This is a genomic window from Comamonadaceae bacterium OTU4NAUVB1 (genome assembly GCA_024372625.1).
In the GTDB taxonomy this organism is placed as follows: domain Bacteria; phylum Pseudomonadota; class Gammaproteobacteria; order Burkholderiales; family Burkholderiaceae_C; genus Variovorax.
Genome location: CP099604.1, coordinates 33,092 through 50,631 on the forward strand (window position 1 = coordinate 33,092; position 17,540 = coordinate 50,631).

General features: G+C 61.7%; 16 protein-coding genes. 8 read left to right on the top strand and 8 right to left on the bottom strand.

What is annotated here, in order from left to right:
* Nucleotides 1-102: 102 nt before the first annotated feature.
* Nucleotides 103-2,208, bottom strand: coding sequence for a hypothetical protein (locus NF681_02315; GenBank protein ID UST52772.1), 2,106 nt, complete (start codon nucleotides 2,206-2,208; stop codon nucleotides 103-105).
* Between the two features lie 40 nt (nucleotides 2,209-2,248).
* The gene (locus NF681_02320; GenBank protein ID UST52773.1) at nucleotides 2,249-2,755 is read right to left on the bottom strand and encodes a hypothetical protein; all 507 of its coding nucleotides are present in this window, start codon (nucleotides 2,753-2,755) and stop codon (nucleotides 2,249-2,251) included.
* A 267-nt stretch (nucleotides 2,756-3,022) separates the two neighbouring features.
* Here NF681_02320 and NF681_02325 point away from each other — a divergent pair, with 267 nt between their 5' ends.
* The gene (locus NF681_02325) at nucleotides 3,023-3,304 is read left to right on the top strand and encodes a hypothetical protein (GenBank protein UST52774.1); all 282 of its coding nucleotides are present in this window, start codon (nucleotides 3,023-3,025) and stop codon (nucleotides 3,302-3,304) included.
* Between the two features lie 82 nt (nucleotides 3,305-3,386).
* On the opposite strand, the gene NF681_02330 is transcribed toward NF681_02325, so the two are convergent.
* Together NF681_02330 and nikR are read right to left on the bottom strand one after the other, a co-directional pair.
* Complete coding sequence (locus NF681_02330) at nucleotides 3,387-5,471, bottom strand: TonB-dependent receptor (protein UST52775.1); 2,085 nt, start codon at nucleotides 5,469-5,471, stop codon at nucleotides 3,387-3,389.
* 89 nt (nucleotides 5,472-5,560) lie between these two features.
* Nucleotides 5,561-6,040, bottom strand: a complete 480-nt coding sequence (gene nikR, locus NF681_02335; GenBank protein UST52776.1) for a nickel-responsive transcriptional regulator NikR — start codon at nucleotides 6,038-6,040, stop codon at nucleotides 5,561-5,563.
* A 251-nt stretch (nucleotides 6,041-6,291) separates the two neighbouring features.
* Between nikR and NF681_02340 the strand changes: the two genes are divergently transcribed.
* From NF681_02340 to NF681_02365, 6 genes are all read left to right on the top strand, one after another.
* Nucleotides 6,292-7,056 (top strand): hypothetical protein, encoded by a 765-nt coding sequence (locus NF681_02340; GenBank protein UST52777.1) that lies wholly within the window; start codon nucleotides 6,292-6,294, stop codon nucleotides 7,054-7,056.
* Nucleotides 7,057-7,245: 189 nt separating this feature from the next.
* The gene (locus NF681_02345) at nucleotides 7,246-7,755 is read left to right on the top strand and encodes a GAF domain-containing protein (GenBank protein ID UST52778.1); all 510 of its coding nucleotides are present in this window, start codon (nucleotides 7,246-7,248) and stop codon (nucleotides 7,753-7,755) included.
* 681 nt (nucleotides 7,756-8,436) lie between these two features.
* Nucleotides 8,437-9,954: an MFS transporter gene (locus tag NF681_02350; protein ID UST52779.1), complete on the top strand. Its 1,518-nt coding sequence runs from the start codon at nucleotides 8,437-8,439 to the stop codon at nucleotides 9,952-9,954.
* 178 nt (nucleotides 9,955-10,132) lie between these two features.
* Nucleotides 10,133-10,453 carry a hypothetical protein gene (locus NF681_02355; protein UST52780.1) on the top strand — a complete coding sequence of 107 codons (321 nt, stop codon included), beginning with the start codon at nucleotides 10,133-10,135 and terminating at the stop codon, nucleotides 10,451-10,453.
* A 253-nt stretch (nucleotides 10,454-10,706) separates the two neighbouring features.
* Complete coding sequence (locus NF681_02360) at nucleotides 10,707-10,910, top strand: hypothetical protein (protein ID UST52781.1); 204 nt, start codon at nucleotides 10,707-10,709, stop codon at nucleotides 10,908-10,910.
* Nucleotides 10,911-11,039: 129 nt separating this feature from the next.
* Nucleotides 11,040-11,225 carry a hypothetical protein gene (locus NF681_02365; protein ID UST52782.1) on the top strand — a complete coding sequence of 62 codons (186 nt, stop codon included), beginning with the start codon at nucleotides 11,040-11,042 and terminating at the stop codon, nucleotides 11,223-11,225.
* A gap of 409 nt (nucleotides 11,226-11,634) precedes the next feature.
* Here NF681_02365 and NF681_02370 read toward each other — a convergent pair whose 3' ends face one another.
* Nucleotides 11,635-11,904 carry a hypothetical protein gene (locus NF681_02370; protein UST52783.1) on the bottom strand — a complete coding sequence of 90 codons (270 nt, stop codon included), beginning with the start codon at nucleotides 11,902-11,904 and terminating at the stop codon, nucleotides 11,635-11,637.
* A 1,692-nt stretch (nucleotides 11,905-13,596) separates the two neighbouring features.
* Between NF681_02370 and trfA the strand changes: the two genes are divergently transcribed.
* Nucleotides 13,597-14,409 carry a plasmid replication initiator TrfA gene (gene trfA / locus NF681_02375; GenBank protein ID UST52784.1) on the top strand — a complete coding sequence of 271 codons (813 nt, stop codon included), beginning with the start codon at nucleotides 13,597-13,599 and terminating at the stop codon, nucleotides 14,407-14,409.
* A gap of 172 nt (nucleotides 14,410-14,581) precedes the next feature.
* Here trfA and NF681_02380 read toward each other — a convergent pair whose 3' ends face one another.
* The 3 genes from NF681_02380 to NF681_02390 all read right to left on the bottom strand — a co-directional run bounded on the left by NF681_02380 (nucleotide 14,582) and on the right by NF681_02390 (nucleotide 17,431).
* Nucleotides 14,582-15,571 carry a ParB/RepB/Spo0J family partition protein gene (locus tag NF681_02380; GenBank protein ID UST52785.1) on the bottom strand — a complete coding sequence of 330 codons (990 nt, stop codon included), beginning with the start codon at nucleotides 15,569-15,571 and terminating at the stop codon, nucleotides 14,582-14,584.
* Complete coding sequence (locus NF681_02385) at nucleotides 15,571-16,245, bottom strand: AAA family ATPase (protein UST52786.1); 675 nt, start codon at nucleotides 16,243-16,245, stop codon at nucleotides 15,571-15,573. Before NF681_02385 ends, NF681_02380 begins: the two co-directional genes overlap by 1 nt.
* 769 nt (nucleotides 16,246-17,014) lie before the next feature.
* On the bottom strand, nucleotides 17,015-17,431 hold the full coding sequence (locus NF681_02390; protein UST52787.1) for a RidA family protein: 417 nt from the start codon (nucleotides 17,429-17,431) through the stop codon (nucleotides 17,015-17,017).
* Nucleotides 17,432-17,540: the final 109 nt, after the last annotated feature.

The following is a 17,540-nucleotide window of genomic DNA, read 5'->3' on the forward strand; positions in this document are numbered from 1 at the left end:
TTCAGCCATCGTTGCAGCAAAGGTCCTTGGTCAACCTGTAGCGAAATGGCACGGCGGGCATCGCCTGCCCACCGTGCCCGTCAAGGACCGCGCCTCGTCTGCTTACCTGATGCCCGCCACCCGGGTCGTGTTCACGACCTCGACGAACACCGGGTTGCTGTAGAACCACAGGTCGGCCCATCCGGCGACGTCATAGCTCGCGTACTTGACACCTGCGAGGGTGCGCATGTGCGCCGGGCAGGCGGTGTCGCTGCAGGGAATCTTGCCGGGCAGGGTGCCATCGGAGGGATTGGAGATGAAGTCGAGCAGCGGGTTGCCGTTCGCATCGGTCTCGAATGGCACGGCCGCAGGCAGGTTGCTGCCGCGCAGGCGGAAGTACTGCGAGGTCTTCGCGGCCGGAACGACATAGCTCATCGACCGCGTGCCGTCCGGCTGAGCGGTCCAGTTCGTGGCGTTGAACACCTTGGTGACCTTGGCCGAGGCGTTGGTGGCCGCCTTCGAGCCCAGGGCGCCCGCGTAGCTCGCCGTGTCGACCGGGTCGACCAGGCCGGTCACCGTCCCGTTGATCACGTCCACATGGTCGAGCACGGGTGCGTTGAGCGGCTGCGTGATGTTGACCTGCTTGAGCGAAGGATTCGCAAACCCGTAGGGCGAGTTGTTGGTGCCCTGCGGATCGCGCAGCGCCACCGTGACCACCAAGTCGGTGCCCGGACGCACCACCAGCTTCTCACCCATCGTGGCGCAGCCGTTGATGCGCACATCGCCATTGGCCGCGGCGGCGTTCTGCCCCGCTTTCTCGTACAGCGCGCTGCCCGCACTGCGCGGCAGGCCCGGGTTGGCAGCGCAGACCGTGAACGACAGACGGTCGATCAACTGGCCGTTGGCCACGAAGCTGTTGCCGCTGCGCAGGCCTTCGATGATGCCTTCGGCCGTGAGGTTGCTGGCGCCCTTGCGGACCATCACGTGGTCGCGGGTGTACTCGCCGGGAAAGAAGTCGGACGTGGTCTCGCGCTGGTCCGCACCGAAGCTGCCGCGGTTGTGATAGTCGGAGCTGGCGAAGAAAAACCAGTTGCGCCCTTCGCCCAGCAGCGCATCCCACACGCCGCCGACCGCTGCTGCATACACGCCGGTGCCGCCAAAGGTGCCACCGCCCACCGCGCTCGTTCCGTAGCTGCCGCGATTGCCTTCCGCCTGGTGGCCCGGCATCGATTCGAAACCGAAAGCGATCTTCGGCGCCGCATTGTTGAAATTGCGCAAGTGCTCGATGTTGAAGCCGTTGCTGCCCGTCGGGTTGTAAGCACCCGCGCGCTCCAGGTGAGCAGGCACGAAATAGCTCGCCGTGGGCGCCTTCTCGTTCATCCACTTGATGCCTTCGACCGTCTTGAGGTGACCCAGGTTGGGGGTGGCCGCACTGTTGTTGCCAGTGATCTTGCGGGCGGTGGGGTTGATCAGGCTGTTGTTGTTGCTGCTCGCCACGCTGCAGTCCCATTGGTTCTCCGCGCCACGGCTGGTGTCGCCGTCACTGCGGTCGAAGCAGTATTCGTACTGCGCTTGCAGGGCCGCGTTGCCGCCGGCGACGGCCGATGGCCAGGGTTGCTGCCCTGGAAGCACGTTGGTGGAGACATGCTCGTGGCCCGGCGCGTTCTGCTCCAGGCCGATCCAGATGGGCTTGTTGCGCGCGCGACTTTCCGCTTCGATGACCGGGTACTGAAACTCCTTGATTTCCTGCCAGCGCCACATCGCCTTGGGGGTGGCGGTGCCGTCCCCCTTGATGCCCGCGCGACCGCTGGGCAACGTGGCTTCCCAGGTCTGGTTGGGGCCTTTGCCGGTGATCGCGGGCTGACCCCCGCTCGGGTACGTGTTGGGGGGATAAGGTCCGGTGCTGCTGCTGGTCAAGCCCGTCCCTGCCGGCACCGGCTCGAACGGATCTTCGGCCAGCGTGCAGTTGCGTGTGCTGCTGCCGCCATGATCGGCCTGGACGAACCAGTCGAGGCCGAAGGTCTTCACCGACTTGTCGACCAGCTTCTGCACCGACAGGGCACCGTCCGAGCAGGTCGTGTGGTTGTGGAAGTCGCCCGTGACATACGTGCCACCGGCCTTGGTCTCCGCGCGGTCGGCGGCCCGGGTCGTGGTCATGCCCAGGGTGCCCATGGCGACGAGCGCCACCACCGCAACGGCCGATTCGCGCAAAGGAAAAGGAGTCTTCATGAATGGAATCTCGTGATCGTCTGTGAAGAAACGGCGCGCCTCAAGCCTGCTTGCCGTCGCCGAGGAGTCGGAACTTGCCGCCAACGAAGACCACGCGCGTGGCGAAAGCCACGGCGGTCGTGTCCACATCGGAATTGGTCAGCGTGGCGTTGAGCGTGCACACGTTGGCCGCGTCGCACGCGCCGATCGTGACGGCCGACAACCTGACCGCCGGAAAAGACGACAGCTGCGTCGGGAACAGCAGCTGGGCAGCCGCCTCCTGCGACAGGGCATCACGCACTTGCGCCTTTGAGTAGCCGTTGTCGAGGAAGGCCTCATCGAAGTTGTCGAGGAAGGCCGAATTGGTCAAGCCACCATAGGTGTTGAGCGCGGCAAGACCCGAGGCATAGTCGGTCGCGAATTGCGCCTGCCGCGTCGCGTCGTTCGGGGTGGCCACCGCCGGCGGCGGCGTGGTCGCGACGTCGTCGTCGCCTCCCCCACCGCAGGCAGCCAGTGCGGCCAGCACACTGCTGGCAAGCAAAAAACGAAAGCGATGAACTGGGCGCATGGCGAATGCCTTTTCAGTGTTTGAATGAAGTTCTCGAAGGGCGGGGTCATTCCGGGCGCCAGGGAAAGCTCCGAAAAATTCATCTTATTTTTCAGTTATTACATGTTCGTGAAACCGGCGTGACAGAGCGCTTTCTCCATCCGCCATTCAATGACATGAGCCGCGCGGCGTGCGCTTGCGTGCACGCGCCATGACCGCCGCCGCGCCGACAAGCGATCCGTCGCACGTCGTCGTCGGAATCACGTGGGAGGAACGAGGCTCGGTCGCGTGCAGGTGACCATCGTCTGCGGCGGCGACCTCATTCACCAGAGGCCTTTCATGGTGGCGATCGGTAGCCAAGTCCTCGCGGTTGGTGAGATCGACGCTTCCAACTGCGATGCGGAGGTCTTGTCGATTCACCAGCGGCCCCGGCCGTGGCGCATGGCGGTGGCCGATGAACGCATGCGGTTGTGCCCGACCATCGGACGCGAGCCGAAGCAGCGCTTTTGCACTATCGACCTGCAGGTCCGAGTGAAGAACCCGGCCAACCGCGAAACGGTTCATGCTTGATGCGTCCGCGGCTCCTCGGAGCGTTTCGCCTGGAGACGGTCGGGGTGTCTTTGCCAGCGTGGGTTGGCGGCTCTGATCGGCGTCAGAATTTCCAACGTGCGCTGACCCGCACCGTGCGCGGCTCCATCGGGTGGATGTGTCGACCCTCGATGCCACCGCCGCACGTCCCGCTTGCGACCTCGCGTGCCGTACACGACGCGTAGAAATACTCGATGTCGTTGCCCTTGCGCCCGGCCAGATTGAAGACATCCAGGCCCAAGGTCAGCTGCCGGTTCACCGCATAGCGGGCGCCGACGTTGAGCAACGTGACTGGGCGCGATCGGACCGAGTCGTTGGTGTCCAGCGCACGAGGTCCGAGGTAGCGCAGCCGCACCGACGCGCTCAACGGCCCTTCGGCGTAGGTCACGCCAGCGGCCAGCACGCGCTCCACGGCGTTGTCTACGTCGTTGCCTTCCCCCTCCGGTGCGTTGCCTTGGAAGCGGGCCCGCGAGAGCGCGCCGTCGAGCTCCAGGCGCCAGGACCGCGCCAGCTTCCAGCGCAAGGTCGCCTCGATGCCGCGGCGATTGCTGGCACGTCCTGGCTCGGTCGATCCCGCATCACCGATGTAGACGAGCTCGGAATCCAGCTTCAGCTGCCACAGCGCCAGCGTGGCGGTGAGGGTTTCGTCGGGCTGGAAGCGCCAACCCAGCTCCGATCCCCGACCCTTGACCAGTGCCGGGACCCGCTCGGCGGCCTGACCCGACTGCGGATCGAAGGTGATCGTGGCGCCGCGCACATCGTTGCTGTGGAAACCGACGCCTGCGTTCAGGTAGAGCTCATGGGCGGGCGTCAGGGTGTACGCCATGCCCAGCTTGGGACTCGCCAGCGAATCCCTTCCGCGACCGCTGTTGCCAGCGCCATAGACCGCCTCCCGGCCTTGCACGTCGTAGCGCAGCACATCGCCACGCACGCCGACGTAGCCGCGCCAGCGGTCGCTGAAGTTGACCAGTTGCTGCCCGTAGACCGAAAACAGATCCTGCGACACCTTGTCGTCGCGCACGGTGGACAGGCGCTCGCGCTCCTGGGTGTTGTAGAGACCGACCTGCCCGATGCGATCGCCGCGCCACTGGCCGCCGAAGGTCAGCAGACCCTCGAGTCCCGCGATCTTGTTGGCCACCGCGTGCGAGGCCTGGGCGCCGAACACGTTGCGCCGGTCGACCTGCTCGAACTGGTCGCCATTGACCGGGTTGTTGAGGAAGTAGGTGAAGTCAGAGAACAGGTCGAAGCGGTAGTTGATCGCATACAGGCTGACCTGGGTGTCGCCTTGCGGCCCCTTGTCGAACCACTTGGCCGACAGGCTGAGGCGCCGCGTCTTGCCGCCATCGCTCGGGTTCAACGAGCCGAAGCGCGACAGTTCTCCGCTGTCGATCGCCCGCTCGGGTACCTGGTCGGTGGAGGTCCAACGGCTCCTGTAGGCCATGCCGGTGATGCTGAACCCCCGCGAGGGGGAGCCTTGCGAGTAGCGCAGGACGGCGTTGACCTTCCTCAGGTTCTCCGCCACGTCCCAGGGACCGTCCTTGCCTTCGATCTCGATCGCGCCGAGCCAGGTGCGATCGTCCAGCGTGCGCGATCCGGCAGCCAGCAGGCGCCGGAAATCATGGCTGCCCAGCGTGACCTCGGCGAAAGGCGCATCGAGCGCGCTGAAGTAGTCGAGGTTCGCGCTGCCGGCCAGCGAGAAGTCACCGCCCTCGGCAAAGTACGGTCCCTTGCGATAGCGCACGCCCGAGACGAGCTCGGGGATGAGGAAGTTCAGGTCGGCATAGCCCTGGCCGTGCCCGTGCGTGGGCATGTTGACCGGCATGCCGTCGACCGTCACGGCGAAGTCGGTGCCATGGTCGAGGTTGAAACCCCGCAAGAAGTACTGGTTGGCCTTGCCGTCGCCCGAGTGCTGCGTGGCCACCACGCCGGGCACGGCCTCGACGATGTCGCCGGGCCGGAGTTTGGGTCGCGACTGGTAGGACTCGCGCTCCACCGCACCTTCACTGGCGCTGTCGGCCGCGCCGATGGACGCATCGCGCGGACCACGCACTTCGACTTCGGGCAGGTGATTTTCCTGCGCGAGCGCCGCGCCGCCGCAAAAAAGGCCGAGCAGGACCGGACGGCGCAGCCGTGGAAACAATGGCGTCATGGCACAAGCAGTTCAGGATTTGTAAGAAGAATCCTGGATTATTCATACGAGCATGTCACTTCGGTGTACGCCGTGTGGGGCGACGGGCCTCAGTTGATGGGCTTGAAGTGGTCGTGGACCGGCAGATGACCGTGCGAGTGGCGCGCTGAATCCGCTGCTGCCAGTGGTACCAGATGAACGTTGCCGTGCCGGATGCCGCGCAAGGCGACCAGTTGCTCGGCGCACGCGCGAACATGGTCCAGCGGCCCGCGCAGTACCACCGTCTCCAAGCAGTGATCGTGATCCAGATGGGTGTGCGAGCTGGTTATCACCAGGTCGTGGTGGTCGTGTTGGAGGGCCAGCATGCGCGAGGTGATGGTCTGCTCGTGGTGATCGTAGACGTAGCTGACATTGGCGACGCACCACGCGGGTGGCGCTGCAGGATCTGTCGTGATCAGCCGCTCCCGACCCAGGCCGGTACGGATGAGGTCTCGCACGGCCTCGGACCGGTTGACGTAGCCCTTGCTGGCGATCAATTTGTCGAACTGGGCAGCGAGCTCGTCGTCGAGCGAGATGGTGAATCGTTGCATGGATGGGATTCTGGAACACCCAGGTGACTCCACCGCGAGTCCAGAGAGAAAGTCTTCATGCCCCAGGCAAGGCAACAGGTGACCGTCCTGCTCGTCTCGATCGAGACCGCCGCGACCGCACCGGCGGGCGTGATCCATCCGGATTCGTACACGCAGCACGGCCTCGGTGTCGGGGACGGCTGCGCTTGCCTGCCGAGCCCTTGTGCAGTCGTTGTCCAGTGGCGATGGTCGAGCACCCAGACCCCCTGCAGGTGACGGCGGACGCGCCCGACCCGAGCGGCCACGCCACGGTCGACGGCGCCACGGAGGCGATCGATCGTGCATCGATGCAGGCCGACAAGAAGCTGATGGCCGCAAAACGCACCCTGCTGGAGGACGATGTGACGAAATGCAGGAACAGCACGGGATCCTCGGGGGATGTAGCGGCGAAGAAGCGCCACCACGCAGGCCGGTCCGATGCATCTGCTTATTCCTCGCGGGGCCGCCGCAGCGGCGCAGACGACGTCGCAAGCAAACGTGCATGGCCCCTTGCCCCTTCGATGATGGAACGGACCATCTCGAACATCACATCGGGACACCGCGCTCCACCGGGAAATGCGGTTCGAACGTCACCCTGCGATGCAGTTTCTCTCATGCCCGCGTCGATCGACATCGAGCCGCCAACGGGCAACGACAGGCTGTCGCCGTCGAAGGATCGCTGGAAATCGAGCTGGATGCCAGAACGCGACATGGCGTTCGAGAAGACTGACCCTGCCACGGAAAACGTCCGTCACATCAAAGTCGAAGGCGATCCGATGACGCGCGCTCACTCGCACGGGCACAAACTCCTTCGACAAGGGGCATTGCGCCTGTTCTGTCTTGCTGTTGCCGGCAGTCTTCGAAATGCCCTGTCTATAAAACGAATGCTTGCAAATCGACTCAATGCAAAATTTTCCGATTTCCTGACAATTTTTTCGTCAAGGAGACAGCGGCAGCGCATTGGTGACAATCACGCTCATCGGCATCAGGCTTATTAATGGTTGACGGACAAACGTTCAGGAGATCGCAGCATTCAGACCGCGAAAATATCGCCGGACCATGAATCCATTTTCTCGCGGCATGCGTACGTTCAGGTGCGCTCATGCGTTGTCAAAACCCCAGGCACCTGCGCCACCGTCTGGGCGTGAGCTCGAAAGATAAAAACACGTTTCCTGGAATTTTCACCAATGCCAAAACAGTTCGTGGTCGCCACCTCGGATGCCTCCAGCGACATCATGGCTTCGACCATCACCGGCTTGCTTCACGACGCACGTGTGCTCCTCGGCATGGACATCGTTTTCGTCAGCGAGTTTGCTGAAGGTCGACGATTGGTTCGCTGGGTCGATAGGTCTGCGGATGCCGATGAGACGATCAGAGAGGGACAGTCCAATCTTCTCGAAGAAACCTACTGCCAGCGCGTGGTCGATGGTCGCCTCCCGTTGGCAATTCCCGACGCTCAATGCCTGCCGGAAGCGGACCGGCTTGAAATCACGAAAGCACTCAAGATTCGAACGTACTTGGCTGCTCCCATCATCATGTCCAATGGTCGGCTGTTCGGAACGTTGTGCTGCATCAGCCATCAGCCGCGCACGGCGCTGGGAAATCGACAGGTCGATGCGCTGCGCATCGTTGCCGAGCGGGTTTCAGCGGAACTGCAAAAGAACTTCCCGGACTTGGCATGTTCGGACAGCGGTTGAGGCACCGTTTCACGAGAAACCAAACGAAGGTCTCGACTTGATCAGACGTTGATCAATCGCAAATTCTTGCGATAGGAATCTGTCAGCCAAGCATTGTGAATCGTGCACAAGCGCTTTTCATAAAACGATCGGGAGGTTCGCCAGCACTTTCATTCAACCGCGAGCGGTCACGAACCCTGATTTACAGGCGTTCTGCTGGCGAACCTCAGTGGACGGAACGTCGCCGCCATGCCCATGCCCACTCGAACTGGTTAGGCCATGCGCCTGGAGTCAGATTCACACGGCTCCGCGTCGCGACCGGCGTCCAAGTCGCACGACGCCCACGTCGAAGACCCGGACGATCCGGGAATCCACCGGGCGACGTTCGACCGTGGCCAGCCGGTCCACGTCGAAGCGCGCCATGACGTTGCGCGCGGATCGTCCAAGGATGACGCGCCCCGGATCCATGTGGCAGAAGCACGGGACTGGCGAAAGCCATCAGCGCCTCTGGCCGCAATGGCAGGGTCGAACGGTAGCGCGTGATCAGACGAGATGGACGCGACGTCGGGGGAGATGAGGCCCTGTGGTGGGTTCATGTCGGCGGCCGGCTCGCGACCCTGTTCGGGCAGCACGCGCTGCTTCTCAGTAGCATCGACGTTTCACCGAAAGCCGGTCCATCGCGCGACGGGCCCCTGCACCCCCATGACCCTCGCTCCCCGGACCACCCACCGGCCCTTCGTCATCGCTGCGGTCATGGCTTCCATGGCCATGGTCGCCATCGAAGCCACCATCGTGTCGACCGTGATGCCCCAGATCGCCACGTCGCTGGGGGGTCTGCATCTCTACAGCTGGGTCTTCGCCTCGTTTTTGCTGGCGCAGACGGCCATGACGGTGGTGTTCGGCAAGCTGTCGGACATCTACGGCCGCAGGCCGGTGATGTTCGTCGGCATCGCCATTTTCCTGCTCGGGTCGATCCTGGCGGGTTTCGCTTGGTCGATGCCGGCCATGATCTGTTTCCGCATGATCCAGGGCGTGGGCGCGGGCGCGATCCAGCCCGTTGGGATGACCATCGTGGCCGACCTCTATCCGGTGCGCGAACGTGGCAAGGTGCAAGGCTACCTCGCGAGCGTGTGGGCTGTCTCCGCGGTGCTCGGGCCGATGCTGGGTGCGCTGATCGTGCAGGAACTCTCCTGGGCGTGGATCTTCTGGATCAACATCCCGATCGGCCTGCTCGCGGTGCTCGGCTTCTGGCGCTTCCTGCGCGAAGCGCCGTTGGCGCGCCGCAGTTCGATCGACCTGGTCGGTGCGCTGCTGTTCACGATCGGCATCGCCGCGCTAATGACCGCGCTGACGGAGATCGGTGTCGGCCACGCTGGATGGGCACTGTTCTGGGCTGTCGTTTTCGGGGTGGCTGCGGTGCTTTTCGTCCGACAGGAGCGGCGTGCGCCCGATCCGATGGTGTCGTTCCGCCTGTGGGGCGCACGGATGATCGCGACTTTGAACAGCGCCTCGATGCTCGTGGGCATGTCGCTGATCGGCATTACGACCTTCCTGCCGATGTACGTCCTGGTGGTCCTGGGTCGATCGTCGGTCGTCGCCGGGCTGGCGTTGACCATGGTCATGCTGGGCTGGCCATTGGGCGCCACACTGACGTCGCGGACCTTCCACCGCGTGGGCCTGTGGCGCTTGGTGCTTATCGGCTCGGCCTTGATGCCGCTCGGCGCCGTCGCCTTCGCCCTGCTGCGACCCGACGGCTCGCCTGTCCTGGCGGGCGTCGGATCCTTCGTGATCGGGTTGGGAATGGGCGTGCTCAGCCTCAGTTCACTGATCCTCATCCAGGAAGCGGTCGACACGCCGGAGCGTGGGGTGGCGACGGCATCCAACATCTTCGCGCGCAACCTCGGAAGTGCGCTGGGCGCCACGTTCTTCGGCGCCATCTTCAACTTCGGTCTCAGCCGCGCCAACGGCGGCACGATGATCTCCGAAGACCAGCTGCATCGACTGCTGCAGGGCGCGCATGGCAGGGAGATGGTGACGGTTGCCGACGCCGCCCTCCGGAACGCGCTCGCCGGGTCGCTGCAGTTCACCTTCCTGGTGATGCTGTTCGTGACACTGGGCATCGTGGTGCTGGCCCTCGTGTTGCCGCGCCGAGGGTTGGGCATCCGGATCGCGGACTCATCGTCCGAAGGTGACGGTGCGATCCCGCAGAACCTTCACTGATCGCGCACCGGCCGGGATGCGGCTCCGCATCGTCGGCGGTCCAATCAGGCCAGCGATCGATTCGAGTCCGCGCCTTGAATCGCTCACGGGCCCTGGCGACACGAGCGTCTGAGTCGCGCCTCGCACTTCGGCCGCATCCCGTGGCCGATGTTCAGGCTCTCGCTGCGGGTCGCGCAGGATGTCTTTTCAGGACCTGATGCTCGGGTTTGCTCATGTCCAGATTGAAACGCTCGTCGCCTGTGGTGTGGACCCCCGCGAAATTCCAGGTCGCCGACGCCGGACCCCCCGGCAGATGGACATACCCGTCGAGCTGATTCGTGCACCGTCTCGTGATGTCCGTGACAGCCGCGCGAAATCCACCGAGGGTGGTGGTTTGTACGGAAGCATTGAGTTTGGCCATGGGAACGTCATCACAGGTCTCGGGAATCACCTGCGCCGCAAGAAAGATGCCGGCATTGTTCGCGGTCTTTGTGAAGCGTCGATGAAGCGCTGTCGTTAAGATCGACGCGTGTCGGCGTCGTGGGGCCACGGACCAAGCATGTTCGGCAGACTGACAATCGTCCGGACAGGCCGTTCACCCGCAATGGATCAGGCGATGACTTCAGTTCAGACCGCGCTGACATCGCAGGTCCTGGATCGGCGAGGAACGCCAAAGGCAGAATAAACACAATCGCCGGCGCGAACCTTCGAAAATCAGGTTTCCCGGCACTAATCGTCTTGTCGTGCCAAGCTTAAATGCACAGACTCGGTGCATGCTCGAAGCAATCACTCACCACGACGCGACATACGTTCCTTACGCTCGACAGCGGGCAGCGGGCGGTCAATGGGAAGGCGCGGTCGACATCGTTTGCGACGACCGCAAGACCGTCCACGTGTGCGATCGATTTCATGCCGATTCGGCGGATGCGGTCTTGGACGCTGCGGTCGACGCCATACGACTGGCCGGTGTGTTCTAGTCCTGGCAGTCCATGCGTCTCGGCCGTGCTACAGGATCGTTTGGGCGTCACCGCTCGTGGCGCTTCGCCTTGCGTTCTCCTCGATCGAGCGGATGATGCGGCTTCCATCCGACTTCAAGGCCACAGGCCATGGACTATCTGGACCTTGCTTGCGCAGTGCTGGCTGCTATCGCCATGGCTTCGCTGGTCTACGCGGGCACGGTGGTGCCGGGCCCGAAGGACTTCACCAGCATGGACATCGACATGGTCGTTGTGACCGCGGTCGCCACGTTCGTTTCGATGATGGTCGCCCAGCATCCAGAGTGGCTTTCGTAAGGATGGCGTGATCCGGTCCACCGGCCAGAGGGTCGGTCGATGCGCCGACGCGGCCTCCGATCCGACGGCAATGTTCCAGCGATGGCGACGTCACCTACGGCAATGACGCCATCCGAGGTTGAGGGTGGCATGGCCAAGGCGTCTGCTCGCACATTCAGCCTGACACGAACCGATATCGCCAGGGAGTCGTCGATGGCCAGAGGAAATCCAAGCATGGGCGGCCGCCGGCTCCATACCGACCATTGGGAGCGCCATGCACACGCTGGCGCTGAATCCAGCATGACCAAGAAGATTCAGCACAGCCATGGATGCGCGGGGTCTGCATGCCCTGCAATCCGATCTACCAGTTCAAGTCAGTGTGCAAGCACACGTTCTCAGCCTCCCCCACTCTGCCCATGAAGTCCTGCGATCAGCAGCGGATCAGCCCTTGCGCGTCACCCGGCAGGATCTCGCGGACCGGCCCCAGCTCTCGCTCCACGTCGTCCAGCGTGTAAGCCAAGCTGCGCCCGGCAGGCATGTCGGGCATCAATTGGGCAACGGCGTATTGCCGCTCCAGGTTTCCAATCTGTTGACCGAGGATCTCGTTCAGGTAGAAGTCGCTGCTCAAGCCGGTTTGAGCAGCGATGTCTTGCAAACGACCGAACAACTCATCCGAAAGTTGGATGGAAATGGTAACCATGTAGCCTTCAGCGATTGAGCTTCGAAATCAGGATTGTCACTCATCCATACGCAATCAAGGTCCGGTTTCGTTATTGCGATAACTCATCGCACGGTGTGGACGATGTCAATCGCTCAAACTCAGGCGCAGCAGGCGATGGCACGAGTTTCCTGTTTCGACGACCTCGATACCCGGCGTCAGTGGCTCAGGGCGCAGCGCACACAAGCTGGCGCCAATCCTGGGCGCAGTGAGACGAGACCGAGACTTCCATTGGGCAAGGATCGATCGGAAGTTGGTTGCCTTCCCGTTGCCAGTGCTGCCGAGAACCTCTGCCCGAGCACTCGCAGGGACGTTGAAACGAAGCGCGCTCACTAGGCGATGCTCAAGCCCCAACCGGCTCAATTTATCCCGATGGGCCTGAAACGTTCTTGGATATGGCGGTCCGACGCTTCACCGCCGGACACGCCAGACAAGTTTGGTGCAGCCACATCGAGCGCGTGCATCGACGATGCGCATCGTCCCACCTTGCGCGCAAGGCCCTGCCACCTGCCCCCAGCTTTGAGCGCGATCGATTCGGTCGGGAGCGATGGCATTGAACGAGGCGACCGCTGCCGCTGGACGGGCCTCATGGCACGCGTTTTGATGACGTCACCGGGGGGTGCGTCGACGCGTTTGCTGGTGGTTCAGGATTGGTGAACTCAACCAACCGCACATATCGAAATTTTCCGAAGTCTGAATCGACCCAGAGGAATTCACGGTCTTGACGTGCGAGGGATGTCGTGCGCTGACACGAGGACCGTGACGTTGACACCCAAACACACGACGAGCCAACAACCGTGCCTGCACGGGTTCCTATCGACGCGTGCTCGGCCTGCCGTGCAGGCAAGACATCGCTTGAAGTTATCCACAGGAGGCACGGGTTCCTATCGACACGCCTATCGGGTTCCTATCGACGCTGGGGAGTGAACAACGGGTAGCTATCGACGGTCGGCACGGGTAGCTATCGACGCTGGCACGGGTAGCTATCGACAGGCGTCGATAGCTACCTTGAACAGAAACAACGGTCTAAGTGACTTATGCACACCCTTTAATCTTTTCTTAATCATTTTTCTTAATAAAGGGAAGCTGCGTCGATAGGAACCCGTGCTTTTTCAGCTTCGGCTGGAGCGTCGATAGGAACCCGTGCCTCAGAAACCATGACGTACCGGCACAAGGATCGGATGCGAAAACCGGTTTGGCAAGAACACTGCTGCTGACGATTCTTGACATTCCGGGCTAACACAAGTCCACGAACAGCCTGTTCACCAAGAAAGTGCCTGAAAAGGCCTGCAATGATTCCAGCAACGCCAAGACATGGAGTGTCGATAGGAACCCGTGCTTCAGGGGGACAGCCCAGAACTCTGAAATCCATGACGTAGACGTTGAAACGATGGAACAGGAACGTCCGGCGCGCTTGAAGTACTGTGAAACCTCTGGTTCTGATCGTTTTGTAGACCTCGCATCTCCCTCGTTCCAGAGACCTCGTAGACCGAAGCGTCGATAGGAACCCGTGAGATGTCGATAGGAACCCGTGCTTTTGAACGCAGAAGGTGGAGATCGGAGGTTGTGGCGTCTGCAAGCAGCACTGATACTTTGTGCAACCCAAGCTCTTGCCCTCCATACATGGCCACCCGACCCAGGTCTCGTCCTTCCGCCGCGCCAGCGACCCAGCCCATGCTGCCGCTGTGGGCCAACGATGTGCGAGGGTTGCCTAATGCGATGGCCAGGTCGGCGCTGTTCAATGTGGCCGGTCACCGGGCCGGCAAGCGCGAACTCCTCAAGCAGAAGCCGATAGAGGCCCTGTCGGGAATCGCTATGACCTACACGGGCGAAGAACTACGTCAGGACGACGAGGATGTCTTCCTGCAGCTGCTGCACATCGGACGTTCTCAGGACCTGGGAACAGTGGTTCGTTTCACGGGCTACGCCATGATCAAGGACTTGGGCTGGGACAACAGCAGCAAGGGATACAACCGCCTGATCGAATGCATCAGTCGCTTGAAGGCGACCTCGCTGGAACTCAAGGTGGCCGATCCGAATGGAACCGACGGCGTGATGGGTTACGGCGGCGGCTTAATCGACAAGTTTCACTACCGCGACATCGCGTCCGGCTCACCCATGCGCGAATGGGAAGTGTTGTTGGACGCAAAGATCGTGGCGCTGTTCACACCCAACAGCTACAGCCGCCTCGACTGGACCACGAGGCTGAGGCTCAAGCCCATGGCCAAGTGGCTGCACAGCTTCTATCACACGCACCAGACACCTTTCCCCATGAAGGTGGCCACCTTTCACAGTTTGATGGGCAGCAAGGCCAAGCAGCTGCGGCAGTTCAGAGCGTCGTTAAAAGAATCGCTGCAGGAGTTGGTGGATTGCGGCTTTCTCGATTCAGCGGCGATCGATCAACGCTTGGACATGGTGGTGGTCGAACGCAAGGGACGTTCTGCGGCACGGCTGGATTGGATCCAGGAAGACAGCCTCAGTCGATGACGGTGTGCGACCGGCGCATGGCGGCTTCGTCGCGACGTTCCCATCCGCCCTCCCCTGCCCTCAGACCTGGACCCAGAATCATCCAGCTTAAGCAAGGAACCGTCATCTGCGGACAGCAAACGGGTTCAAGGAGTGACGACATCTCGTGCGGCCCCGCTTAAGCCGAGGCCGGTCACTGCTTGGAGAAAAGCGTCAGGATCTTCGATGCGAGTTCCTGCGACGCCTGCGGACTCAAGCCTTTGAGAACGAGCTCGAGCCGACCTTCGTCTCCGAATGACTTGAGTTCTCCTTTCGCACCCTGGTAAGTGACAGGTTCGCGCAACGAACGGGTCCGTTTCACCGGACCCTGCTCGGCCGCCTTGCGGCGGGCGGCCACGTCACGGTAGCCCAAGCCGTGCTTGGCGACCTCCAGGATCAACGAGAGCGTGTCGTCGTCGCCCTTGAGCGACCAATACTCGCGAACGGCATTGAGCATCTTGTGGGAAAGCAACTCTGGATGGTCGGCCACGGCGTGGACGATGCGAAGCGGCAGATTGGCCAGCGACAGCGTCCTGCTGACATGATCCTCACCCAGTTGAAGTGCCTGCGCGAGGGCGCTCTGCGTGGGGTAGACCTTCTTGGCCAGCAATTCCTTCCACTTGATCGCGTCGTCGAGAGGTGACTGGTCGCGCCGCTCCACGTTCGCTGCACGGGCTTCCTCATAAAGGGCGCGGTCACTGGCAGGAGACGGACGAATCTCGACGCGCAGGGTGGGAAGTCCACCCGCCCTTGCACCGCGCAGCCTCGTCTCACCTTCGATCAGGACCACCTCGCCGTCGGGATTCACGTAAGCGGTCGCGGAAACGCGTTGTCCGCCGGACAGCATCGAGTTGGCCATGTCGGCGACGGCCGACGAGGTGTAGACGACACGCGGGTTGAACGGGTTCGATCGGATTTCTCCCAAGGGGATGTCGTAGACCATTCCCGTTAGATAGGCATCGATGGTGCGTCGAACCGGAGCAGGTCGGCTCTGATCCGGCGATGTCGTTGCTGCGGAAGCGAACACTTCCATGGGTGCTTCCGGTGCACGAGCCTCGCCGCCAACCAGTGGCGTAGCGTCCACGGCCTCCCGGACCTGAGCGATCCGATCCGGAGACACCGGCTTCTTCTTGAAATTTGCCATTATTTGCCTTCTTCCTGGGCATTGATTCGTGCAATGATTTCTTTGTAGACCCGCTGCATCTCGTCGATGGCCTTCTGCGAGCGGTCCTTGCCTTTCAGCTCATGCACCGCACGGCCGCTCTTCCCGGTCGCCAGCCAGGATGCACGTTGCGCGATCTGGGCGTCGAAGACAGAGATGTCCTCGCTCGCGAAATAGCCTCGCAACTCCGAAGTGGATTTGGCGTTCTCTAACGGAGAAACCCGGGTCAGCACGACATGAGCCGGGATGCGGCCTTTCTCATGGCGTGGGCCCATTTCTTTCAGGGTATCGAACACCTTCAGTGTCGACTCGACTTCCTGTTGGTCCGCACCGCACGGTACCAGCACGAGATCCGACAACAATGCGCATTCGAGCATGGTGCGGTAGTTCTGAGCACCGATGTCGACTACTACCAGCGTGAACTTGGACGCGAGATTGGCGAGTTCGCGAGCGGGGCTCAACGGCAGGGTCAGCACGGGAATCGAGGGAACGACACCCTCTTCATTGCGAATGCGGGACCAACTGGTCGCGGACCCTTGCTTGTCGGTGTCCAGAAGGACGACGTCTACCTCTTCCGCTGCAGCAAGGGCCGCGATGTGCGTCGCCAGCCGGGTCTTCGCTACCCCTCCTTTTTCCGCTCCGATGGTGATCACCATGTTCGATCCTCAAATTCTTGATTGATACCGCTCGTCAGAAAAATGACTCGACGCCTCTTGCCAAGGCCTTCCCACGTCTGATTCAGGCCTTCTTGGCTCGAGCCAAGACATGGATCTTCCGTGCATTGTATGTTCATTATCTTCTGATTTGAAAGAAAGACATATACGAAATTCAATCGCTATTCAAGAAAATTTAGCAAAGATTATTTGCGCGATGGCGATGGCCCACAAGGCAGTTCTGGGTCCTGTGGTTCCATGTCAAATTCGCCAGTCATTCTTTTCCTGCGCTGACGAACGCTGGCGATGTGGTTGGCAGCAGTGTTCAGTACAAAGTGCGCACTTTGCTGGCTCGAGCGACACGAAATGTGAGGTCGGACTCTGCCGAGTTGGCTCGAGCCAACCTTGCTTCTGGCGATGGAAGTTTGGCTCAGTCTGTAAAGACCAGAGCGCGGATGTTTGGGAAAAGCGCCGACGCTTTTACAACCGAAAGTCAGAATTTTCCAAAAATGATGATCGAATGAAAGGCGTAATCGGGGTGTTTCTCTAAAGCGGGAAATGTGGCGTGGCACGCACATGAGACTATTTTCAATCCACGCGCGAACACTTTTCCAGCACAACGGCACACCGAGCTGAGGCCAATTTCAAGGACTCGACGGTATGATAAAGCCGTGAAGTGATCATAAGAAGATCTGGCATACCCCTGAGACACTTGTGCAAACGAGCCGGATCGAGGTCTCCAGCAGCGACTCCGGCATCGGCTGTGGACCTTCTAACCCTTCGAGTCCTTCTGGCCCTTCTGGCCCTTCGGCTTGTACGCCACAACGTCGATCTCCACCTTGGCATCGACCATCAAGCGGGCTTCGGTGGTCGATCGGGCAGGGCGACCCTCACCGAAATAGGACATGTAGACGCGATTGAATGCACCGAAATCGCGCGCGTCCTGGAGCCAGACGGTCGCCTTGCAGACGTCGTCCAGGGTCGCGTCCGCAAGGGCGAGAACGGTCTTCAGGTTTTCCATCACCTGGCGCGTCTGGGCTTCGATCCCGCCCACGACGATCTCGCCATCCGCGTTCGCGGGCACCTGCCCCGACACGTAGATGAAGTCGCCGGCGCGCACGGCGGGGGAGAAAGGTCGTACCTGACGGTCGGAGGCGGTGGGCGAGATTCCAAGGTATTCGAGGGGCATGGCAGCGGTTCCAGTTGAGGTCGAAAAAGGAAGGGGAGGAGCGCCCGATGATGAACGTTGATCCGATCAAGTGAAAGTATTTTTCACAAGACTTGCAGAAAATCAGGGT